Raw genomic sequence first — 23,269 nt, forward strand, 5'->3', positions numbered from 1 at the left:
CTCCGGGAGCTTCAAATGGCCAAACCGAATCTTCTCAGGGACGTCACTTCCAACCCCGTGCCGGTCGAGGACAGCGACCCGTCGCAGGACGATGCAAATGGCCTCAGGAACGAGTTCGGCCGTGCAGGGCGCATCGGCGCGTGGGCACTGGCTGCCGGATTCGGCGGCTTTGTGCTCTGGGCTGCATTTGCGCCGCTGGACGAGGGCGTGCCGAGCCAGGGGCAGGTGGCCATCGACACCAAGCGCAAGGCGGTGCAGCACCAGATCGGCGGCATCCTCAAGGAGGTGCGGGTGGGCGAGGGCGACCAGGTCCAGGAGGGCCAGTTGCTGTTCAAGCTCGACGACGCCGCGGCCAGGGCGAGCTTCGAGACCGTGCGGCAGCGGTATCTGGGTTTTCGCGCCATACAGAGCCGGCTGCTGGCGGAACAGGCGGGCCAGAACACCATCGACTTTCATCCGGACTTGCAGGCGGCGGCTTCGGACCCGCTGATCCGGCAGCAGATGTTCAACCAGGAGCAACTGCTCAGGTCACGCCGCGCCGCCTTGCGCGCCGACCTGCAATCGATTGAAGAGAACATCCAGGGCCAGCAAGAGTTGTCTCAAGCTTATTCAAGCATGTTGGGCAGCCGCCGAACCCAGCTGTCGCTTCTGAACGAAGAACTGGGCCAGACGCGCAAGATGGTCGGCGAAGGGTTTGCCCCGCGCAATCGCCAACTGGAGATGGAACGCCAGGTTGCGGAATCGAACACCTCCATTGCCGAACTCATCGGCAACATGGGCCGGGCCCGGCGGTCGATCGCGGAGCTTCGCCAGCGTGCCATTGCGAGGCAGCAGGAGTACCACAAGGAGGTGGAAACCCAGCAGGCCGAAGTCAGCCGCGAAGTGCTTGGAGATTTCGAGAAGTTCGTCGCCTTGCGCGATGAGCTGGGTCGGACCGAGATCCGCTCGCCCGCTTCGGGCCAGGTGGTGGCGCTGGTGGCGCAGACCGTCGGCGGCGTGGTCGCGCCGGGGCAAAAACTGATGGACGTGGTTCCTGCCAACGAGCCCTTGCTGCTCGAGACCCGGGTGCCGCCTCACTTGATCGACCGCGTCCGCGCCGGCATACCGGTGGATGTGCGCTTCTCGAGCTTTGCCCATTCTCCGCAGCTCGTGGTGCAGGGCAAGCTGGTTTCGGTCTCCGGCGACTTGCTGGTCGACCCGCAGACCAACGCGAGCTATTTCCTTGCGCGGGTGGCCGTGACGCAGGAGGGGCTGAAGATGCTCGGCAAACGTTCGCTGCAGCCGGGTATGCCGGTCGAGGTGGTCTTCAAGACGGGGGAACGCTCGCTGCTTGTTTACCTCTTGCATCCGCTCACCAAGCGTATCGCCGCCTCCATGACGGAAGAATAACAAGTGAAGAAGAAAAACCTGCTGGCATTCGCTGCTGCCGCCGGCCTTCTCTGCGGGCCGGCCTGGTCGCTCGACTTGTCGCAGGCCTATGGGGAAGCACTGGAACAAGACTCGACGATCCGGGCGGTGCGGGCTGCCACGGACGCCCGGCGCGAACGCCTGCCGCAGGCCCGTGCGCAGCTGCTTCCCAGCGTTTCGGCGAGCGTCTCGCGCTATCGAAACTGGCTGGAAAGAACGTCGCCGGATGCCTCCGGGCAACTCGTCACGGCCAACCTGCGCTACACCAGCAGCAGCGAGGCGCTGACCTTGAGGCAACCCATCTTCCGCATGTACCAGATGGCCGACTACCGCCAGGCGCAGGCGCAGGTCGACGATGCCGAGGCCACGCTTGAACGCGAAACGCAGAACGTCGGCGTTCGGGTGAGCGGCGCCTATTTCGAGGCGCTCCTGGCCGAGGAACATCTTGCGCTGGTGCTGGCGCAAAAGACCGCCTACACGACCCAGTTCGATGCCGCGCAGAAGCGGCTTGGCGCAGGGTTCGGCACGCGCACCGACATCGACGAAGCACGTGCGGCGCTGGACCTCAACCTGGCGCAGGAACTCGAGGCGCGCCAGAACCTGGACTTCACGCGCAGGCAGATCCAGAGCCTGGTCAATCGCCCGATCGACAGGCTGGCGCCGCTGGACTCGTCCAGGATGCGGCTCGTCCGGCCGTCGCCCGACCGGCTGGAAGACTGGGTCGAGCAGGCCGAAATCAACAGCCCGGAACTCCAGTCGCTCGTCGCGCAGGTGGAAGCGGCCAAATACGAATTGGAGAAGGCACAAGCCGGCCACTACCCGACCTTGGACGCCATTGCCCAGTGGTCCCGCAACGACAGCGACACGATCAACAACATCAAGACCCGCTACAGCAACAAGTCCATCGGCTTGCAGCTCAACATTCCTCTTTACTCGGGCGGCCATGTGAGTTCGACCGTGAGGCAGGCCATCGCAGGGCAGCTGCGTGCTGAAGAGGCCCTCGAGGCCTTGCGCCGCGACCTGGGGGTCAGGCTGCATCGGGAATTCCGCGGCGTGACGGAAGGCGTCCTCCGGGTCAGGGCCCTCGAACAGGCAGTGCGTTCCTCAGAGCAGGTCGTCATCTCGAATCGCCGCTCGTTCGAGGCTGGCAGCCGCACCTTGCCCGATGTGCTGAACGCAGAGCAGCAGAAGGTCTCCGCCCAGCGTGACCTGGCGCAGGCCCGCTTCGTTTACCTGATGTCGCGGATACGGCTGCAGGCGCTGGCGGGCGGTCCCAAGGCGGAGGTCATCGACGAGATCAACGGGTGGCTCGTGCGTTGATGAGCGCATCGACATGGGCATGGGCTCGCCTGCGCGGCCATGCCCCCGTCAAATGACGGGCACGCTGGTCTCCTTCAGCACGCGCAGCACGAAGTGCGACTTGCTGTGGCGGATGCCGGGAATCTTGTAGAGCTTTTCGCGCAGCAGCCGCTCGTAGTCGCGCGTGTCGCGCACCGCGATGCGGATGTAGTAGTCGTAGTCGCCCGATACGAGGTAGGCCTCCTGGATCTCCGGAATGGTTGCGAGCACGCGGCCGAAGTCGTAGAGCGTTTCGTCGGTGTGGCTTTCGAGCGTGACCTGCACGATGACCGAATCGTGGTAGCCAAGCTTGGCCGGATCCACGTCGATGGTGTAGCGCTTGATCACGCCCTGGGCTTCGAGCTTCTTGATGCGCGTCCAGCAGCTGGTGGGCGACAGGCCGACCTCCTTGCCGATCTCCTGCAGGGTCTTGCGCGAGTCGAGCAGCAGCACCCGGAGAATCGCCATATCGATCTTGTCGAAAGATCCTTCTTCGTTGACGGCTGTTTTCCGAAGGGTTTTCATTAAATGGACCAAAATAGCCAAAAGAAGGAAGCAAATTCTGCATCAGAAACGGAAGAATCGACGGCATGCGATTGCTCGACCTTCCTCCGACTTCTTCTCCCTCCCTGCAGCCCGTGGCCCCCGCGGATGCGGCCCGCGTGCGCAACGGAGCCGAGGCCCTGCTCGACACGCTGGTCGAATGCGGCGTCGACACTCTTTTCGGCTATCCGGGCGGCGCCGCGCTGCCGCTTTACGACGCGCTGCATGGCGAGCCGCGGCTGCGCCACGTGCTGGTGCGGCACGAGCAGGCGGCGGTGCATGCGGCCGAGGGCTATGCGCGCACCACGGGGCGCGTGGGCGTGGTGCTCGTCACTTCGGGGCCGGGCGTGGGCAACACCATCAGCGGCTTGCTCGATGCCATCAGCGATTCGGTGCCGCTCTTGTGCATCAGCGGGCAGGTGGCGACCGGGGTGATCGGCACGCAAGCGTTCCAGGAGAGCGATGCGCTCGGCATGTCTCGATCGGTGACCAAGTGGAACCAGCAGGTGCGCGCGGCCGACGACCTGCCGTCGCTGGTACGCCGCGCGCTCGAGATCGCCGCCTCCGGGCGGCCGGGCCCGGTGCTGCTCGACGTGCCGAAGGACATTCAGCTCATGCGCCTGGGCCATGGCGCCGCGCCCAAGCCGCTGCGCGCGCTGCGCACGGGCAGGGCCGCGCTGCCGCCGAGGGCCATGCTGCAGCGCGCGGCCGATCTGATCGCGACGGCGCGCCGGCCGGTGCTCTACGGCGGCGGCGGGCTGATCAATTCCGGGCCGGCCGCGTGCGACGCCTTCGCGCAGCTGGTGCATCGCCTGCATGCGCCGTGCACGCTCACGCTGATGGGGCTGGGCGCCTTCCCCGCGTCGGATCCGAAGTTCATCGGCATGCTGGGCATGCACGGCATGCTCGAAGCCAACCTGGCGATGCACGAGGCCGACCTGGTGGTGTGCGTGGGCGCGCGCTTCGACGACCGCGTGACCGGCAAGCTCGACGAGTTCTGTCCGCATGCACGCAAGATCCACATCGACATCGATCCGGGCAGCATCAACAAGGTCGTGAAGGTCGACGTGCCGATGGTCGGCGACTGCGGCGCCATCGTCGACGCCCTGCTCGCGCTGCTGCCCGCGGGCGACTTCGCGCCCGAGCGGCTTGCGCCCTGGTGGCGGCGCATCGAGCGCTGGCGCGCGGAAGATTGCCTCGGCTTCACACCGCGCGGCGATGCCATCCTGCCGCAGCAGCTGATGTCCTCGCTGCAACAGGCCATTGCCGGGCGCGATGCCATCGTCTCGACCGACGTGGGCCAGCACCAGATGTGGGCCGCGCAATACCTGCGCTTCGAGCGGCCGCGGCGCTGGCTCACCTCCGGCGGCGCCGGCACCATGGGCTACGGATTGCCGGCCGCCATTGGCGCGCAGGTTGCGCACCCCGGAGCGCTTACCGTGTGCGTGAGCGGCGACGCCTCGGTGCTCATGAACATCCAGGAGCTGTCGACCGCCGTGCAGCACCGTGCGCCGGTGAAGCTGGTGCTGTGCAACAACGGCTACATGGGCATGGTGCGGCAGTGGCAGGAGCTCAACCACGGCAACCGGCTGAGCCACAGCTGGAACGAGGCGCTGCCCGATTTCGTGGCGCTGGCCAAGGCCTTCGGCTGGGGCGCGCGCCGCGTGTCGGAGCCGGCCGAGCTCGAGGCGGCGCTGGCCGAATGCCTGGCCAGCGAAGGACCGTTCTTCCTCGACGTGCAGGTCGCGGCGCAGGAGAACTGCTTCCCGATGATGCCGGCCGGGCACGGGCACCACCGGGTGATGCTGGCGAAGGACCGCTGGTACGAGGAAGCGTAGGCGATCCCTCGTGGCGGCTCATGCGGCCGGTTCTTCCTCGCGCAGCCGCCGCCACAGCGTCGAGCGGCTGATGCCGAGGATGGCGCAGGCCTGGTTCTGGTCGCCCTGCACCGACTGAAGCACTTCGCGCACGCGCTGTCGCTCCGCGGCAACCCGAGCGCCCTTGAGCAGGCGTTCGCGCACCGGCGCCGGGCGGGCCTGCGTGCATTCCGGGAACACCTCGAGCAGCCGGTCGCGGTCGAGCCGGCCGGCCGGTGACAGGTAGCCGTGGCAGGCCAGCAGGCGCTCGACAAGATTCTCCAGCTCCCGCACATTGCCGGGCCAGCTGTAGCCCGCGGCCAGCTCCAGCAGGGCCGCGAGCCAGGCCGATGCCGGCGCCGCCGGCACGCCCGCCGCGCCGCGGCGGCGCGCCAACAGGCTGGCCGCCAGGGCAGCGATGTCGCCGCCGCGCTCGCGCAGCGGCGGCGTCTCGATGCGCAGCACCGCAAGCCGGTAGTACAGATCGCGGCGGAACAGGCCGCGCTCCACCTGCGCCGCGAGATCGGCATGCGTGGCCGCGATCACACGCAGGTCCACCGGCACCGGCGCGGTCGCGCCCAGGCGCAGCACCTCGCGCTCCTGCAACACACGCAGCAGCCGCGTCTGCAGCGCCAGCGGCATGTCGCCGATCTCGTCGAGGAACAGGGTGCCGGTATGGGCGGCTTCGATCAGGCCGGTCTTGCCGCCGCGCCGCGCGCCGGTGAAGGCACCTTCCTCGTAGCCGAACAGCTCGCTTTCGAGCAGGCTCTCGCTCAGCGCGGCGCAGTTCACCGCCAGGAAGGGCTGCGACGCGCGCCGGCTGGCCGTGTGGATGCCCTGCGCCACCAGTTCCTTGCCGGTGCCGCTCTCGCCGATGACGAGGACGGTGGCGTCGCTGGCCGCGCACTGCGCCGCCAGCTCGCGCACGCGCCGCGCCGGGGCACTGTCGCCGGCAAAGGCCTCGATCCGGTAGCGCGCGGGGGCCCCCCGTTGCCGCTGGTTGGCGCGCAAGTGGCGGTCGGCGCGCTGGATGACGGCCGGGTCGCGGCACACCAGCAGCGCGCCGGTGACCTCGCCGTTTTCGACGATGGGCGCGCGCCGCACGACCAGCGTGCGCATGCCGATCTGCAGCACCTCCTCGGGCGGGGTTTCGCGCAGGAGCAGCGTGGCGCCCAGGTCCAGCACGGGCTCCACGTCGCTCAGCACGCGGCCGGCGAGTTCGGCCACCGGCGCGCCCAGCAGGTCTGCCATCACGGGGTTCAGGGCCTCGATGCGCTGGCGCACGTCGACCGCGACCACGCCGTCCTGCAACTGGCCGAGAATGGTGCCCAGCCGTTCGTGGCGCGCGCGGTCCGCGCGGCTGTGGCGGGCCAGGTGCACGGCGTCCTGCAGCGCCTGGCGCACCGCGTCGTCGGAATACATCAGCACGCTGGCCATGCCGGCCTGTTCGGCCAGATCGGACACCAGCCCGGGCGCGACCACCGCCCCGACGCCGGCCGCGCGCAGCGCCTCCACGCAGGCGGGTGCATCGTCCGGACTGCGGTAGCTGAACTGCGCGATGCCCATGGCGAACAGGGCGTCCAGCTGCGCCAGATGCTCCGACGGGCCGTCGAACGAAACCAGGCCCACCTTGGGCGAGATGGCGCGCGCGGCGGCCAGTGCGCGCATCAGGTCGAAGCCGCGCACCTCCACCATCGCCACCGGGATGTCCAGGTGCTGGCGCAGCCATTCGCCACTGGCGCCCGCGGCCACCACCGCGTCGACGGGAGAGCGGGCATGCAGTGCGCGCACGGCGGCCACGGCGTCGTCGAAGGCATGTCCGACCAGCTCGATGTGCGCCTCGGCGGCCAGTTCAGGGATCAGCCGCGCGAGCACGCGGCCCAGCCGATGGCGGGCCACGGCGACGATATGCAGCGGGCGGGGCGCGGCGGATGAGGACGAGGAGGGCGAGACCATGGGCGGTTTGTTCATTTCAGTTGGTTTCATTGTGTCATTGGTGAAAACCAACTGAAATGGCTGGTGCAGGTGCGGCACCGTAAGGCCTCGTGGACGCCTTTGAAATCAACGACTTAGGACGAATCGGGTGCGCCCCGGGTCGGTGGTACGGCGTTTGCGCAGAACCCGAGACAACCCCGCGGAACGCTGGTCCGCTCACATACCCAGGAGACCCCATGAAACTCAACCGCCGCTTCGCCATGGCCAACGCCGCTGCCGCCGTGCTGGCCTGCGTCCTGCCGCTGTCCGCACAGGCGCAGGCCTGGCCTGCCAAGACCATCCGCTTCGTCGTTCCGTTCGCGCCGGGCGGTGCGAACGACCTCATGGCGCGTGCGGCGGCGGAAGGCGCAGCGAAGGTGCTGGGCCAGCCCGTCATCATCGACAACCGGCCCGGCGCGGGCGGCTCGCTCGGTGCCGACCTGGTGGCCAAGAGCGCGCCCGATGGCTACACCTTCCTGATCAGCGCGGCCGGCGTCATCTCCAACAGCATGATCAAGAAGTCGCTGCCCTTCAAGGACGAAGACCTGGTGCCGGCGGTCATGATCGGACTGGCGCCTTCGGTGGTGGTGGTGCCCAAGTCGGCGCCCTACGACAACCTGCGCGATTTCGTCGAGGCCTCGAAGAAGGGCGTGGGCTTCAACTTTGCCACCGCCGGCACCGGCAGCACGCCGCACTTCGTGGCCGAGATGCTCAACGTGAAGTACGGCGCCAAGCTGCAGCCCGTGCCGTACAAGAGTGGTTCGGAGAGCACCACGGCCGTGCTCGGCGGGCAGGTCGAGGGCACGTCCGAAGCCAGCATCATCGCGCTGCCACACATCCGCGGCGATGGCAAGTTCAAGGCGCTGGCCACCACCTGGACGCAGCGCATCTCGGCGTATCCGGAACTCTCCACGGCCGTGGAGCAGGGCTTTGCCGATCTGCAGATCGCGCACTGGGCCGGCCTTCATGCGCCGCGCGGCACGCCCGACGACATCCTCGACAAGCTGGCCGCCGCCGTGGACAAGGCCATGCGCGAACCTGCCACGGTGGCCAAGCTCAAGGGCCTGGGCATCGAGCCCATCGGCGGTACGCGCCAGGAGTTCGTGAAGTTCACCGATGCCGAACGCAAGCGCCTGGGCGAGATCGTCAAGGCCGCCCGGATGCAGGAAAAGTGAGCACATCCATGAACACCAAGCAACGACTTCGCGCCCTGGTGGAGGCCCGCCGCGGCGCCCTGGTGCCGGGCGCCTTCAATGCGCTGTCGGCCAAGGTCGTCGAAGACCTGGGCTTCGAGGCGATCTACATCACCGGCGCCGGCGTCACCAACATGTGGTTCGGCCTGCCGGACCAGGGCTTCGTGGGGCTGGCCGAGATGGCCGACCACACGGCGCGCATCCGCGATGCCGTCGGCTTGCCGCTGATCGTCGATGCCGACACGGGCTTCGGCAATGCGTTGAACGTGCGCCACACCGTGCGCACGCTGGAGCGCGCGGGCGCCGACTGCATCCAGTTCGAGGACCAGGTCGCGCCCAAGCGCTGCGGCCACTTCTCGGGCAAGGACGTGATTTCCACCGAGGAGGCCGTCAACAAGATCAAGGCCGCGGCCGATGCCAGGCAGGACGCCGACCTGCTGATCCTGGCGCGCACCGATGCCTGCGCGGTGCACGGCTTCGAGGCGGCCATCGAGCGCGCACAGAGATTCGCGGAGGCCGGCGCCGACATCCTGTTCGTCGAAGCGGTGACCAGTGCCGACGAGATCCGCGCCTTGCCGCAGCGCCTGGATCGCCCGCAGCTCATGAACATGGTGGTCGGCGGAAAGACGCCCATCTTCGGTGCCCGGGAGCTCGGCGGCATGGGCTACGGGCTCGTGCTCTATGCGAATGCCGCGCTGCAGGGCGCGGTGGCCGGCATGCAGAAGGCGCTGACGGTCCTGCGTGACACAAGGCGCCTCGACGAAGACCCCGCGCTGGTCACCCCGTTCGCGGAGCGCCAGCGGCTCGTCGGCAAGCCCGAATGGGATGCGCTGGAGCGCCGCTACGCCTGAGCGGCGCGACGCCCGGCCCGCTCAGGACTTGATGAACGCCAGCAGGTCGGCGTTGAACTTGTCCTTGTGCGTGTCGGTCAGGCCGTGCGGTGCGCCGGGGTAGACGATGAGCTTGTTGTTCTTCACCAGCTTGGCCGAGGCCAGGCCCGACGCGCCGATCGGCACGATCTGGTCGTCGTCGCCGTGGACGATCAGCGTGGGCACGTCGAACTTCTTCAGGTCTTCGGTGAAGTCGGTTTCCGAGAAGGCCTTGATCGAGTCATAGGTGTTCTTGTGGCCGCCGAGCATGCCCTGCGCCCACCACGAGTCGATCAGTCCCTGCGAGACCTTGGCGCCCGGCCGGTTGAAGCCGAAGAACGGGCCCGAGGGCACGTCCTTGTAGAACTGCGAGCGGTTGGCGAGTTGCGCTGCGCGCAGGCCGTCGAACACTTCCATCGGCAGGCCGCCGGGGTTGGCGGCGGTCTTCAGCATTTGCGGCGGCACGGCCGAGATCAGCGCGGCCTTGGCCACGCGCTGGGTGCCGTGGCGGCCGATGTAGCGCGCCACCTCGCCGCCGCCCGTCGAGAAGCCGACCAGGATGGCGTTCTTCAGGTCCAGCGTCTCGATGACCGTCGCCAAGTCGTCGGCATAGGTGTCCATGTCGTTGCCGTTCCAGGGCTGGCTCGAGCGGCCGTGGCCGCGGCGGTCGTGCGCCACGGCGCGGTAGCCCTGCGATGCCACGAACAGCATCTGCGATTCCCAGCTGTCGGAATTGAGCGGCCAGCCGTGGCTGAACACGACGGGCTGGCCCGAACCCCAGTCCTTGAAGTAAAGCTGGGTGCCGTCCTTGGTGACGATGGTGTTGCTCATGGTCTGCTTTCCTTTCGAAGAGGCGTGAACCGCGCCGGCTTTCGGCGCGGCGGTGGAAGCGGCGGACGCCGCCTTGGAGAAGCCGGTCGCCACGAGGGCTCCGGCTGCAATGGAAGCACCGCCGGCCAGCAGGCTGCGGCGGGTCGGGGTGGCGGTGAGATTCTTGCTGTTTGCGGACATGGTGCGTTCCTTCTTTGACGTCGTGGTTAATGATGGCTAAAACTATCGTTCATATGAATATCGCGTGCGATATAATTGAGGAAAAAAAGCAGGAAGGCGGATGTGGCAGACCATCACGCGTTCCTGTCGAGGTTGGAACGCAGCGTTCGCAACTGCGTGCGCAGCTTGACGATGTCCTTTGGCGACAGCTCCATGGCCTGTGCGAGGCATGACGGAAGGGCCTTGGCCTTGCCGCGTAGTGCGCGGCCTTCGGCGGTGAGCGACACGATCACCTGCCGTTCGTCCGTTGCCGACCGCACGCGCTGGATGAGGCCGTGTGCTTCGAGCCGCTTGAGGAGGGGGGTGAGGGTGGTCGTTTCGAGCGACAGCCGCGCACAGATCTCGGACACGTTGATGCCGTCCTGCTCCCACAGCACCAGCATGACGAGGTATTGCAGGTAGGTGAGGTCCAGGTCGCGCAGCAGCCCGCGGTACACCTTGTTGAGGCTCAGCATCGTCGAATAGAGCGCGAAGCAGAGCTGCTCATCCAGCGCCAGTGCGTCGCCTTGGGGGGCGCCGGCGGATTGGATGGAGGGGTGCTTGGCAGGCATGGGCCGGATGATATATCGCATGCGATCTAATTGCAAGCGATAGGAGGCAAGTGCCTGATGAGCAACGAGCAACTCCGGCGTTTGTACACCTGGCGCAAGCCAGATGAAAAGGGGGCGGCATTTCTGCCGCCCCCTTGCCCCCTTGCTTGAGAGCCCGCTACGCGATCGCCGTTGGCTGGTTGGTCGTGCCGATCAGGTTGGCGATGCCATCGATCTCCAGGTGCACGTCGAAGTCGAAGTTCGCGTAGTCCGCATCGCCGTCGATCAGCTGGCCTGCAAAGTTCAGGTCCACGTCCGAGTTGATGGTCGTTTCTGTGATCACATCGATCTTGATGATCTTGAACACATCGTTGTCCGCCGTATCGGCATAGTTCATCCCCGCCGAGGTCAGGTTGACCGTGTCATGGGTGCTCAGGCTGATGCCCGTGCCAGTGAGGTCTTCGGTGCTGCTCAGCACCTGCACGCCCGCGATCTGGTAGATGGCGCTGTTGTAGTCGTCCTCGCCGATGCTGACGATCTTCGTGCCTCCTCCGGCCGATTGATAGTCCGTCGCAGAGTTGGCGATCAGCAGCCGGGTCGTGGTGGTGTTGGTTGACGCATCGAACAACTTCAGCAGGATCGCCACGTCTTCGCCGTCCGTGATCTGGTCGATCGTGATGTCGATTGCGTCGGCATAGGCCTTGTCCGTCCCGACAATGGCTGCGCCAGGCTGTTGCGGCGGACTCGTCGAAGTGGGGTTGCTCACCGGATTCGACCTGTAGAAGTCGAAGTTCAGCAGCTCGCCAGCCTGGACGGTGTCGGAGTTGACCCCGAGGGTGTTGGTTGCGACGTTGACGAAGGCCGTACTCTCGCTGGTGAAGATTTCGCCCGTCGTGAACGCGTGATCGTTGCCCGACATCAGATCGCCGGAGTCGCTCGGAGGCCTGGCGGAACTGGCGGACAGCACGCCGAAGAAGTCGCTGCTGTACTGCTGGACCACGATCTCGGGCGAGTTGTTGCCTTCAGTGTCGTAGTTGAACGAAGCCAGCGGCGAGCTCGTGGAGAACGTCGTTTGTCCACCGATGAGCTGATCCATGTCAAAGGCAAAGGTACCGTCGGTCTTGTTGAAGACGACCGTGCCGGTTGCCGCCTGCGTCGTCGTCGACGTGGGCCCCGGGTAGTAGTTGAAGCTGAAGTTGTAGGTGACCGTGGTGGCGTCTTCGGCAAAGTGCGAGACGACCGCATCGGTGATGGCCCGCCCGCCGCCGGTCGTGCCGGTCAGGCTGTTCAGCACGATGCCGTCGGTCGACGCGTTGTCCACGTCGTCCGCGCCCACGGAGAAGTTGTAGGTTCCGGCAATGGGCAGGCCGTCGTTCGCTCCGGTGAGGTCGGAGATCGCGGTCACCGTCGGGCCGTCGTCGTCGAACTTGATGTTGGCACCGATATTGAGCACCTCGGAATCGCTCGCGGTGTCCCCATCCCCGTCGGTGACCGTCACCGTGTTGGTCAGGGTGATCAAGGTGTCGGCCATCGTGGCCTGCTGGGCCGCAAAGTTGGACGACACGCCCGGCCCCGCGTGGTCGATTTCCGCAAACTGTCGCAAGGTCACCGAACCGGTTGCGCTCACGGCCAGGTCGAAGATGGTGTTGCCAGCCGTGATGGCGCCCGCAGTGGCGGCCGTCGAACCGATGACATTCCCGCTCACCAGGTACAGCTTGATTGAGACGCCGTCGCTCGTGAGTCCGGATGCTCCGCCCGGCGTGGCCACGCCGAGCGCGAAGGCCGAAACGGTGGTGCCCGCTCCGTCGGCGCCGTAGCTGCTCGATGCCACGCCGAAGGCGGTCGAGAAGTCCTGGGTGGCGGAGTCGGTGGCGGCGCCGATGGTGTCGGCGTCCTGCGTGTTGACCAGTGCCGTGTCGATGGGCGCTGCCAGCACGACGGACGGGCCGTCGTCGTCGAACTTGATGTTGGCACCGATATTGAGCACCTTCGAATCGCTCGCGGTGTCGCCATCCCCGTCGGTGACCGTCACCGTGTTGGTCAGGGTGATCAGCGTGTCGGCCAGCGTGGCCTCCTGGTCCGCATAGTTGGACGAATCACCCGGCAGCGCGTGGTCGATCTCGGCGAACTGCTGCAGCGTCACCGAGCCGCTTGCGCTCACGGCCAGGTCGAAAATGGTGTTGGTGGCAAGAATTCCGGCTTCCGTGCCGGATGTCGAACCGATGACCTTGCCGGCCACCACGTACAGGTAGATGGTGGCGCCGTCGCTCTTGAGCCCGGAGTCGCCGCCCTGCGTGGCCACGCCGAGCGCGAAGCTCGAGACGGTGGTGCCCGCCCCGTCGGCGCCATAGCTGCTCGATGCCACGCCGAAGGCGGTCGAGAAGTCCTGGGTGGCGGAGTCGGTGGCGGCGCCGATGGTGTCGGCGTCCTGCGTGTTGACCAGTGCCGTGTCGATGGGCGCTGCCAGCACGACGGACGGGCCGTCGTCGTCGAACTTGATGTTGGCACCGATGTTGAGCACCTTCGAATCGCTCGCGGTGTCGCCATCCCCGTCGGTGACCGTCACCGTGTTGGTCAGGGTGATCAGCGTGTCGGCCAGCGTGGCCTCCTGGTCCGCATAGTTGGACGAATCACCCGGCAGCGCGTGGTCGATCTCGGCGAACTGCTGCAGCGTCACCGAGCCGCTTGCGCTCACGGCCAGGTCGAAAATGGTGTTGGTGGCAAGAATTCCGGCTTCCGTGCCGGATGTCGAACCGATGACCTTGCCGGCCACCACGTACAGGTAGATGGTGGCGCCGTCGCTCTTGAGCCCGGAGTCGCCGCCCTGCGTGGCCACGCCGAGCGCGAAGCTCGAAGCGGTGGTGCCCGCCCCGTCGGCGCCATAGCTGCTCGACGCCACGCCGAAGGCGGTCGAGAAGTCCTGGGTGGCGGAGTCGGTGGCGGCGCCGATGGTGTCGGCGTCCTGCGTGTTGACCAGCGCCGTGTCGATGGGCGCTGCCAGCACGACGGACGGGCCGTCGTCGTCGAACTTGATGTTGGCACCGATATTGAGCACCTTCGAATCGCTCGCGGTGTCGCCATCCCCGTCGGTGACCGTCACCGTGTTGGTCAGGGTGATCAGCGTGTCGGCCAGCGCGGCCTCCTGGTCCGCATAGTTGGACGAATCACCCGGCAGCGCGTGGTCGATCTCGGCAAACTGCTGCAGCGTCACCGAACCGGTGCCACTGACTGTGACGTCGAAGATGGTGTTGCCGGCCGTGATGTCGGCTTCGGTGGCGGCCGTCGAACCGATGACATTTCCGCTCACCAGGTACAGCCTGATGACCGCCCCGTCGCTCTTGAGCCCGGAGTCGCCGCCCTGCGTGGCCACGCCGAGCGCGAAGCTCGAGACGGTGGTGCCCGCCCCGTCGGCGCCATAGCTGCTCGATGCCACGCCGAAGGCGGTCGAGAAGTCCTGGGTGGCGGAGTCGGTGGCGGCGCCGATGGTGTCGGCGTCCTGCGTGTTGACCAGTGCCGTGTCGATGGGCGCTGCCAGCACGACGGACGGGCCGTCGTCGTCGAACTTGATGTTGGCACCGATATTGAGCACCTTCGAATCGCTCGCGGTGTCGCCATCCCCGTCGGTGACCGTCACCGTGTTGGTCAGGGTGATCAGCGTGTCGGCCAGCGTGGCCTCCTGGTCCGCATAGTTGGACGAATCACCCGGCAGCGCGTGGTCGATCTCGGCAAACTGCTGCAAGGTCACCGAACCGATTGCGCTCACGGCCAGGTCGAAAATGGTGTTGGTGGCAAGAATTCCGGCTTCCGTGCCGGATGTCGAACCGATGACCTTGCCGCTCACCACGTACAGGTAGATGGTGGCGCCGTCGCTCTTGAGCCCGGAGTCGCCGCCCTGCGTGGCCACGCCGAGCGCGAAGCTCGAGACGGTGGTGCCCGCCCCGTCGGCGCCGTAGCTGCTCGATGCCACGCCGAAGGCGGTCGAGAAGTCCTGGGTGGCGGAGTCGGTGGCGGCGCCGATGGTGTCGGCGTCCTGCGTGTTGACCAGCGCCGTGTCGGTGGGCGCTGCCAGCACGACGGACGGGCCGTCGTCCTCGAAGACCATCATGGAGCCGACTTCTCCCGTCGCCTGCTCGAACTTGGGCAGGCTGAAACCGCCGATGTCGAAACTGGCGTTGAGATTGTTGTTGGTGGCCGATCCGACGTTCTCGATCAATACGCGGTTGTGGTTGGCATCCGTCTGGTACTCGATGACATAGCCGGCCTTGATTCCGCTGATAACAGCGGTGTCGCCGCTGAGATCGATGGAAAGGCCCGTGACCAGTTGTCCAGCGGAATCGCGAACGACGACCGAGCTGATATTGATCGCCGTATTATTTTGCAGGTTGTCCACATATGCGTCGCCAGACGCCAGCACCGTCGTAAAGGCGCTGATCTTGAGGGTGGCGGCTTTGTTGGGCTGCAATTGCGCGATGGTGAAAGACGCCTCAGTGGTGCCGAGAAGGCCGGTGAAATCGATGTTCGATTCTTCGTCGGCCTCGTTCTGATCGAGATTGGGAACCGTATCGTCGGCGTTGGCGCCAGTCACGAAGGTGAAGTACATCCCCTCGCCAGGGTTCTTGGCACTGGGCGGGTCGATCATCTGGTTGTTGGTGCCAATGGTCGTGAGCCCGCCTCCCAGACTGGTATTGACCGTGTCGCCGGTGTTGATGTTGACTCCGGTCGATTCGTTCGCCGGATTCTTGCCAGTCACGACGATCGCGGCGGTTGCATTGCCGAACATCGCGAACAGGTTCTGGCCTGAGGGCACATTCGCAAATGAAAACTCGCTGGCCGAAGCGACCGACACAAATAGCTTGTCCGCAAGATTGACGGCGTCGTCCGGGTTCGAAGCATCCGGGTTCGATATCGCTTCATACTGGACCGTCCAGAGCTTGGCGCCCGTCACCGGGCTTCCCGTTTCCTCCAGGTAGGCCGCGAACACGACGACATTGAGGGCCGTCTTTCCGTAGACGATGTTGTTGTTGGTCGTGTCGGTGTACAGGAAAATATCTTCGCCGTCGGCGGTATCGAGGCCGCTGTCGAAACCATTGAGCAAAGCGCCGTTCGCGTCCGTAAATGAAACATCGGTGACCGTGCCGGATACGCTGAATGTGAATGCGTTGGTGCCGGTATTGGTGCCGTCATAGCCGCTCAGTGCGGCGTTGATGGCGGTTCCCACACCCTGCGCCGTCAGGCGACTGCTGAAGGCCGTCGGCAGCGAGCTTGCGGAAATGTCATTGTCGTTACTGTCTCCCGCAACAGCGGGCGTAGCGGCAAGGTTCTGCAAAGTGGCGGATTCGTCAAGAGTAACGGTCGAGCCGGCCGTCATATTCAACGCAGGCATAAACACCTCCATGGTCGGAAAATTTCGCCGATAGGAGCGGTGCAACTTGGGGAAAGGCGCTGCCCGTCAACCAAATCGACAAGAGATCGATGCTGAACCGCCAGCCTGTGCCCTGTCCATAGGCTGAAAGTTGTCACCCAAAGGATGACGCGCAGGCCGACGGACGAGCATTGCGCGTCAGGAGTGCCCGTCCACCCGCATCTGGAAGAGAAAGTAGGGCGGTATGCAGGCCCCGCGGCCTTCGGGTTGGCCCTCGGCCTGGGCGCAGATGAAGTCGTCGCGACAGGGCTGCTGCGCCGAGCAGCTGCGCAGGTTGCCGGGCCGCGTGTGCTTGCCCAGGCATTCGCCAAAGGGCTTGCTCGCCGCCAGGCACTGGTTGAAGTCGCTGAGGATGGCGATTCCGCCGCAGGTGCCATTGCTGTCGAGCGGATCGCAAGGGCCCGAGCACATGCCGCCGGGAAAGCCGACCGAGGTTCTCTCGCACACGGAGAACGTGCCTTCGCAGGCGACGCGCGGCAGTTTTTCGGCGCGGTCCAGCCACGGGTTGGCCGACTGCGTGATGCGGGTGGGCTCGCAGCTCGCGCCGACCGTGGCCCTTTCCGCCGCGGTGCTCGCGATGTCCGGTTCGGCGAGCGGCCGGAACGGATCGGGCTGCGGCGCGGACAGCGCGGCGTGCACATAGCGGCCGCGCCGCGCCAGTTCGTCCTGCAGGTGCGGTGAATGCGGCAGCGCCAACGCGTTGCCCGCCGTGAAGGTGCGCGATGCGCCGCGCCGGTCGACACCGAGCAGGTGAAAGCCCGCGACCGCGCGGCTCTGGTGGCAGCCCATGCAGCTGAGGTCGTCGAGGCGGCGCAGCAGCGTCTGCGGCGATTGCAGCGTGCGGCTGCCGGGCACGGCCTGCCATTCGCCGGGCGGGAAGACCTGTGCGAACGGCCGGTTCGCCAGCCGCGCAAGACCGCGCGGTGCCACCGAGATGGCCTCGGTCGCCAGGAACTTCTCGGGGAGTTGCAGGGTGGCCTCGTCCAGCGCGCGCAGGTTGGCGGGCTGCTGCAGCCATTGCCGCAGCTCCTTGCGCAGCGGGGCACTGGCCTTGAGCCGCGCGACATCGGGAGTGTTCTCGAGCGGCGCCACGTCGAAGCGCCGCGTGCCGGCATTCCAGCGGAAGGCACGCAGCACGTACTCCGCATGGCCGCCGAGATCGGGCCGCACGGCCGAGGGCCAGCGCACGCTCTGCAGGTTGGTGGTGATCTGTGCGATGCGTGCGGGCGCGAGGCGCTGCGGCGCCAGCGGACCGTCGGCCGACACCAGCCAGCGGCCGAGCGCCTCGTCCCGCATCGAGGGCTGCGGCGGCTGCCAGCGCCGTGCGGCGCTCGCGCAACTGCCGTCGGCGTCTGGCGCATCGCCGCGCAGTTCCACGTTGACGGTCATCGGCAGGCGCGACTGCATCGCGGCGGTGCGGTAGGCGAGCCGGTACACCAGCCGCGTCTCGCCGCAGGCGCCGCTCCGGAACGGCCGGCGGTCCATGCGGTTGGCGACGCCCACCAGCTCGAAGAATGCGTCGGGGCTCGCAAGCCAGCGCGCATCGAACAGCCGGTGCGGATAGCGCGAGATGCCGACGCCGGCCTGCCGGTCGCTGCGCTGGATGCGCGCGATGCTGTCGCCGAGCGGCGTGGCGATGGATTGCCACGCCGGTGCGCGCATCAGCGCCTGGTTGCTCGTGATGCCGTCGGCCGAAGCGGGTACTTCGCCGATCCAGTGGGCGAAGCCGGCGCCGTTTTTTTCCGCGGCCTGCAGGGCGGCCGGGGTGGTGACGAGCAGCACGGGGTCCGCCGCCCGCGCCACGGGCGCGGCGAAGGCAAGGGCCAACGCGAGGCCGGCAGGCAGGCAGTGTTCGAGGAGCGGCACGCAGGCGATTGTGCCGCGCCACTCACGCGAAGATCTTCTCGGCGACGGTCAGGCGGGTCTGGGCATCAATGTCGGCACGCCGCAGTGCAGCAGCTCGCCGCGCCCGGGCATCGGGCTAAAACCATCGTCGCGGCTCCATACGACCTCGCCGCGGCTGAGCGTGACGCCGGGCCACGCCCGCAGCGTCATGCCTTCGTAGGGCGTGTAGTCGACCTCGTGATGCAGCTGCTCGTTCTTCAGGACGAACTCGCGCTCGTCCCAGACCACCAGGTCGGCGTCGGCATCGATCGCGATCGTGCCCTTGCGCGGGTGCAGGCCGTAGGCCTTGGCCGGTCCGGTGGCGGTGAGGTCGACGAAGCGGTGCGGCGTCATGCGGCCGGCCAGCACGCCTTCGGACCACAGCAGCGCCATGCGCGTCTCGATCCCGGGGATGCCGTTGGGGATGTGGCGGAACGCCACCTCCTCGCCACCGGGTTTCTTGCCCTCGGGTGCGTCGTACTTGAAGGGTGCATGGTCCGACGAGAACACGGTGAAGAGGCCATCGTTGAGGCCGTCCCAGATCACCTGCTGGTTGGCCTTGTCGCGCGGCGGCGGGCTGCACACGCACTTGGCGCCCTGGTAGCTGTCGTCGATGCCCAGGTCTTCGGCCGTGAGGAAGAGGTATTGCGGGCAGGTCTCGGCGAACACGTTCAGGCCGTGCGCGCGCGCCCAGCGGATCTGTTCCACCGCCTCGCGGCCCGACACGTGCACGACCAGGATCGGCACGTCGACCAGTTCGGCCAGCGCAATCGCGCGGTGCGTGGCCTCGCGCTCCACCAGCATCGGCCGTGCATGCGCATGGAAGCGCGGCGCGGTGCGACCGGCCGCTTCGAGGCGGCGCGTGAGCCACTCGATGCAGTCCGAGTTCTCAGCATGGATCATGGCCATGGCGCCGTGCCGCCGCGCGACGTCGAGCACGTCGAGGATCTGGCCGTCGTCCAGCTTCATGTCGTCGTAAGTCATGTAGATCTTGAACGAGGTGAAGCCTTCACGGATGAGCGCCGGCAGCTCCTCGTTCAGCACCGTGGGCGTCGGGTCGCTCACGATCAGGTGGAAGGCGTAGTCGACGTGCGCCTTGCCGGCCGCGCGGGCACGGTAGTCCTCGACCGCGGCGCGCAGCGACTGGCCCTTTTGCTGCGCGGCGAACGGAATCACGGTGGTGGTGCCGCCGCAGGCCGCGCTGCGCGTGCCGGTGTCGAAGTCGTCGGCGTTGCGCGTCGGCGGCGGCATCGGCTGGTCGAGGTGGCAGTGGGCGTCGACACCGCCGGGCGTGACGGTGCGGCCGGCCGCATCGATCTCGCGAGTGCCGGCACCCATTTCATCCCGAGCTGGACGATGCGCCCACCGCGAATGCCGATGTCGCAGTCGAAGGTGTCCGAAGCGGTGACGACGCGCGAGTTGCGCACGACAAGGTCAAAGTCAAAGGCTGGGTTGGACATGGTTCGGGTGAGTCTGGTTCGAACTGGAAAGGCGTTGCGCCTCGCCCTGGGTCAGGCCGCGCCGCGCGCCGCCGCGTAGCCCCTGCCGTAGTGGCGTTCCAGGCGCACCTGCACACGGTCCCAGAGCGTGGTCAGCACCAGGTAGAAGCAGGCCGCGACGCAATAGAGTTCGAGCACTTCGAATTTCTCCTGCATGAGCACCTGGGCGCGGCGCATCAGCTCTTCCATCGAGATCACCGAGGCCAGCGAGGTGGCCTTGAGCAGGCCGTTCACCGAATTGCCCAGCGGCGGAATGATCACGCGCAGCACCTGCGGCAGCGTCACCAGTCGCAGGGTGGCAAAGCGCGACAGGCTCAGCGCCTTGGCTGCTTCGATCTGCCCCTTGGCGATGGCGGAGAATCCGCCGCGGATCGTCTCCGACAGGTACGCCGCTTCGTTCAGGCTCAGTGCCAGCACCGCGGAGGTCAGCACGTCGAAGCGCAGGCCCAGCTGCGGCAGGCCAGTGTAGATGATGACGATCTGCACCAGCAGCGGCGTACCGCGGAACACCCAGATGTAGAAGCGCGCCGGCGCCGACAGGAATCGATGCGAAGACATGCTGCCCAGCGCCAGGGGCAGCGCCAGGGCAAGACCGATCGCGATGGTCGCAATGGTCAGTCCGATCGTGATTCCCACGCCCCCCAGGAGGAACGGGTTGACGAAGTAGGACAGGAAGGCATCGAAATTGAACACGGCCGGGCCCTTTGCTCGACTCGCTTACTTCGGTGCCGGGCCGGGGCCGCGGATCGCGAACTTGGTGGTGTCCTTCAGGCGCGTCATGCGGAACTTGTCGAACAGCTTGTCGTAGGTGCCGTCGGCCTTCAGGTCGGTCAGGGCCTGCGCAACGGCTTCGGCGACCGCGCGGTCGCGGAACGACAGCGTGATGTCGGTGCCGTAGAGGCCGCTCGCACGGATGTTGACGATGCCGCGCTCTTCAAAAGCAATGGCCGTCTCGTCGATGTTGATGCCCGCTTCGAGCTGTCCGGCGCGCAGTGCGGCCGTGGTTTCGGAGGCCGTTGCAAAGGTGCGGAAATCGATCGGCGCCATGCCCTTGGCGACCATGGCCGCGTTCGATTCGCGCGATTTGCGCTCGGCGTAAGTGCCGGTCTCGATGCCGACGACGTGGCCCGAGAGGTCTTCGAATTTGCTCACGGCGAGCTTGCTGTTGGGCACGGTGTAGATGCTCATCGATTGCTGGCCGTACGGCACCTGGAACATCAGCTTGGAGCGCTCCTCGGTCCAGAACAGGCCGGTGTTGATCACGTCGAAGCGGCCGGCCTGCAGCGCGGGCACCATCGGCGGCATGTCCATGCGCACGAAGACGGGCTCGAGGCACAGGTTCTTTGCGACGGCGCGGCCGAGCTCGATGTTGAGCCCCTGGAGCTCGCCCTTGCTGTCGACGAACTGCTGCGGCGGCAGCGTCGGGTTGGTGGACATCTGGAGCTTGCCGGGCGCGGTCAGGTGCTCGGCGGAGACCTTGGGCGTACAGGTCTGGGCGAGGACCGAGCCACTCAGCACGAGGCCGACGAAGAAACCCAGGGACAGTTTGATCATGTGCATGAGATGCTTTCGTTGAAGACAGGAAAGGAATGAAAAGGAGAAGAACTCGGGGCCATCGAAGTCAGGTCGTCGCATCGGCCACATCGGCCACATCGGCCGCTTGCCGGCATGCGACCAGCGCCACGTGTACGGCTTCGATCACGGGCTCCGCGCGCTGGTTGACGAGCTGCAGGCTCTCGGTCACCACGCCGCGGCCGCCACGCGCCGAGAGACGTTTGTCGGTGAAGCAGAACACCACGTGCACCGCATCGCCTGCAACCACAGGTCGCAAGAACCGGACCTGATCCCATCCGAGCGAAGCGATGGAACTGTTCTCGTAGATCTTCAAGGCGGTCTTCAGCCCTTCCATCAGCGAGAGGCCGAACAGCCCGTGCGCAATGACGCCCGGAAAGCCGCGCGATTGCGCGTAGTCCGCGTCGGTATGCAATGGATGGTGGTCGTGCGTGAGCTCGCAGAAGCGGCCGATGTCTTCTGCACTCACGACATGGCTTTCGCTGCGCAGCTCGGTGCCGATGACCACGTCTTCGAAATACACGTCACTCATGCTTGCTCTCCTTGTGCCGCGTTGCCTGCGTGGCGTGGTGCCTTCGCAATGAACTCGTCGTGCACGCCCATGGGGCCGTTGCGGAAGATGCGTGCGTCCATGGTGCGCAGCTGCTCGCTGATGCGCACCTCGAAGCCGATCTTCTCGAGCACGTCCTCCTTCAGGCGCACGCCGGGTGCGATCTCGGTGAGCACGAGCCCGTCGGCTTCGAGTTCGAACACGGCGCGGTCGGTCACGAAGCTCACTTGCTGGCCGCGCTCGCGCGCGAGCCGTCCCGAGAAGCTGATCTGGTCGACCGCCGGCACGAACTTCTTGAACGCACCGTCTCGGCGGATCTTGAGTTCGCCATCGGCCACGCCGATGTCGAAGTCACCGCCGGTGAGCGAGCCGTTGAACACCAGGCGCTGCGTGTTCTGCGTGATGTTGATGAAGCCGCCCGCACCGTCGTAGCGCTTGCCGAAGCGCGTGACGTTGACGTTGCCTTGCGGATCGACCTGCGCGAAGGAAAGGAACGCGCAGCTCAGGCCGCCGCCGTCGTAGAAGTCGAACTGGTAGGACTGGTCGAGGATCGCGCGCGGGTTGACCGAGGTGCCGAACTCGCGCGCATGGCCGGGCACGCCGCCGACCACGCCCGATTCGACCGTGAGCGTGATCAGGTCGGCAATGCCTTCTTCCGAGGCCACGTTGGGAATCATCGCGGAGATGCCCACGCCGAGGTTCACCACGTCGCGCGGACGCAGCTCGAAGGCCGCGCGCCTTGCCACCACACGGCGCACATCGAGCGGGTCGGGCGCGATGCTCGAAGCCGGCACCACGGTCTCGCCGCAGCGCGCCGGGTCGTAGCACGTGGTGTAGGTCTGCATCTGCTCGGGCTCGACCACGAAATGATCGATCAGGAAGCCCGGGATCTTGACCATGTGCGGATGCAGCGTGCCGCGCTTCACGATGCGCTTGACCTGGCAGATGACGATGCCGCCGGCGTTGTGCACGGCCTGCGCCATCGAGAGGTCTTCGCGCGCGGTGGCTTCGTGTTCCATGCTCACGTAGCCGTCCTCGTCGGCCGAGGTGCCGCGGATCAGCGCCACGTTCGGCACGCCGGGCGCGCGGTAGAACAGCCAGTCGCGGTCGGCCACGTGCACCAGCTCGACCAGCGCCTCGGTGGTGCGCGCGTTCATGCGGCCGCCGTCCTGGCGCGGGTCCATGTAGGTTTCGAGGCCCACGTGCGTGAGCACGCCGGGCTGGCGGCCCGCCATGGCGCGGCACAGGTGCGTCATGACGCCCTGCGGGAAGTTGTAGGCCTCCACGTCCTGCGCGAGGATCATCTTCATGAACGGCAGCTGCATGCCGAAGTTGCCGCCGATCACGCGGCGCACCAGCCCCGGGTGCGCGAAGTGGCACAGCCCCTTCTCGGTGAGCGCGCCCACGCCGGTGACGTGGAACAGCGTGAGGTCGTGCGGGCCGTCGCCGGCCGTGAAGCGCCGCTCGATGGCTTCGAACACGGCTTCGGGCACGCCCGATCCGCCGTTGCCGCCGGCCAGCACCATGTCGCCATCGCGCAGCAGCGCGGCGGCGGCGTCGGGGGTGATGCAGTCGATCATGA

General features: G+C 66.7%; 15 protein-coding genes and 1 pseudogene. 5 read left to right on the forward strand and 11 right to left on the reverse strand.

Annotated elements, in window-relative coordinates:
• The first annotated feature begins 15 nt into the window (after positions 1–15).
• Both VAPA_RS10700 and VAPA_RS10705 read left to right on the forward strand, forming a co-directional pair.
• Positions 16–1,389: an HlyD family type I secretion periplasmic adaptor subunit gene (locus VAPA_RS10700; RefSeq protein ID WP_021006788.1), complete on the forward strand. Its 1,374-nt coding sequence runs from the start codon at positions 16–18 to the stop codon at positions 1,387–1,389.
• Positions 1,390–1,392: 3 nt separating this feature from the next.
• Positions 1,393–2,727 (forward strand): TolC family outer membrane protein, encoded by a 1,335-nt coding sequence (locus VAPA_RS10705; protein WP_021006789.1) that lies wholly within the window; start codon positions 1,393–1,395, stop codon positions 2,725–2,727.
• A gap of 48 nt (positions 2,728–2,775) precedes the next feature.
• Here VAPA_RS10705 and VAPA_RS10710 read toward each other — a convergent pair whose 3' ends face one another.
• Complete coding sequence (locus VAPA_RS10710) at positions 2,776–3,213, reverse strand: Lrp/AsnC family transcriptional regulator (RefSeq protein WP_021006790.1); 438 nt, start codon at positions 3,211–3,213, stop codon at positions 2,776–2,778.
• A gap of 122 nt (positions 3,214–3,335) precedes the next feature.
• Here VAPA_RS10710 and ilvB point away from each other — a divergent pair, with 122 nt between their 5' ends.
• The gene (gene ilvB, locus VAPA_RS10715) at positions 3,336–5,126 is read left to right on the forward strand and encodes a biosynthetic-type acetolactate synthase large subunit (protein ID WP_021006791.1); all 1,791 of its coding nucleotides are present in this window, start codon (positions 3,336–3,338) and stop codon (positions 5,124–5,126) included.
• An 18-nt stretch (positions 5,127–5,144) separates the two neighbouring features.
• On the opposite strand, the gene prpR is transcribed toward ilvB, so the two are convergent.
• Entirely contained in the window at positions 5,145–7,115 is a 1,971-nt protein-coding gene (gene prpR, locus VAPA_RS10720) for a propionate catabolism operon regulatory protein PrpR (RefSeq protein ID WP_041946077.1), read from the reverse strand.
• A gap of 200 nt (positions 7,116–7,315) precedes the next feature.
• Here prpR and VAPA_RS10725 point away from each other — a divergent pair, with 200 nt between their 5' ends.
• Together VAPA_RS10725 and VAPA_RS10730 are read left to right on the forward strand one after the other, a co-directional pair.
• Positions 7,316–8,293 (forward strand): Bug family tripartite tricarboxylate transporter substrate binding protein, encoded by a 978-nt coding sequence (locus VAPA_RS10725; RefSeq protein ID WP_021006793.1) that lies wholly within the window; start codon positions 7,316–7,318, stop codon positions 8,291–8,293.
• An 8-nt stretch (positions 8,294–8,301) separates the two neighbouring features.
• Positions 8,302–9,162 (forward strand): isocitrate lyase/PEP mutase family protein, encoded by an 861-nt coding sequence (locus VAPA_RS10730; protein WP_021006794.1) that lies wholly within the window; start codon positions 8,302–8,304, stop codon positions 9,160–9,162.
• 21 nt (positions 9,163–9,183) lie between these two features.
• Here the strand turns inward: VAPA_RS10730 and VAPA_RS10735 are convergent, their stop codons facing one another.
• The 9 genes and pseudogenes from VAPA_RS10735 to VAPA_RS10775 all read right to left on the reverse strand — a co-directional run bounded on the left by VAPA_RS10735 (position 9,184) and on the right by VAPA_RS10775 (position 23,267).
• On the reverse strand, positions 9,184–10,191 hold the full coding sequence (locus VAPA_RS10735; RefSeq protein ID WP_021006795.1) for an alpha/beta fold hydrolase: 1,008 nt from the start codon (positions 10,189–10,191) through the stop codon (positions 9,184–9,186).
• 113 nt (positions 10,192–10,304) lie between these two features.
• Complete coding sequence (locus tag VAPA_RS10740; RefSeq protein WP_047787770.1) at positions 10,305–10,781, reverse strand: MarR family winged helix-turn-helix transcriptional regulator; 477 nt, start codon at positions 10,779–10,781, stop codon at positions 10,305–10,307.
• A 157-nt stretch (positions 10,782–10,938) separates the two neighbouring features.
• Complete coding sequence (locus VAPA_RS10745; RefSeq protein WP_155248067.1) at positions 10,939–15,978, reverse strand: beta strand repeat-containing protein; 5,040 nt, start codon at positions 15,976–15,978, stop codon at positions 10,939–10,941.
• A 342-nt stretch (positions 15,979–16,320) separates the two neighbouring features.
• Complete coding sequence (locus VAPA_RS10750) at positions 16,321–18,048, reverse strand: hypothetical protein (RefSeq protein ID WP_021006798.1); 1,728 nt, start codon at positions 18,046–18,048, stop codon at positions 16,321–16,323.
• Between the two features lie 48 nt (positions 18,049–18,096).
• Positions 18,097–19,526, reverse strand: a pseudogene (hydA, locus tag VAPA_RS10755) (dihydropyrimidinase).
• 51 nt (positions 19,527–19,577) lie between these two features.
• A complete protein-coding gene (locus tag VAPA_RS10760; protein WP_021006800.1) occupies positions 19,578–20,258 on the reverse strand; it encodes an amino acid ABC transporter permease in 681 nt (226 codons plus the stop codon).
• Between the two features lie 24 nt (positions 20,259–20,282).
• Positions 20,283–21,119 (reverse strand): ABC transporter substrate-binding protein, encoded by an 837-nt coding sequence (locus VAPA_RS10765; protein ID WP_230558991.1) that lies wholly within the window; start codon positions 21,117–21,119, stop codon positions 20,283–20,285.
• Positions 21,120–21,186: 67 nt separating this feature from the next.
• Entirely contained in the window at positions 21,187–21,669 is a 483-nt protein-coding gene (locus VAPA_RS10770) for a MaoC family dehydratase (protein WP_021006802.1), read from the reverse strand.
• Positions 21,666–23,267, reverse strand: coding sequence for an acyl CoA:acetate/3-ketoacid CoA transferase (locus tag VAPA_RS10775; RefSeq protein WP_021006803.1), 1,602 nt, complete (start codon positions 23,265–23,267; stop codon positions 21,666–21,668). Before VAPA_RS10775 ends, VAPA_RS10770 begins: the two co-directional genes overlap by 4 nt.
• Positions 23,268–23,269: the final 2 nt, after the last annotated feature.

The sequence above is a fragment of the Variovorax paradoxus B4 genome, assembly GCF_000463015.1.
Lineage (GTDB): Bacteria > Pseudomonadota > Gammaproteobacteria > Burkholderiales > Burkholderiaceae_C > Variovorax > Variovorax paradoxus_E.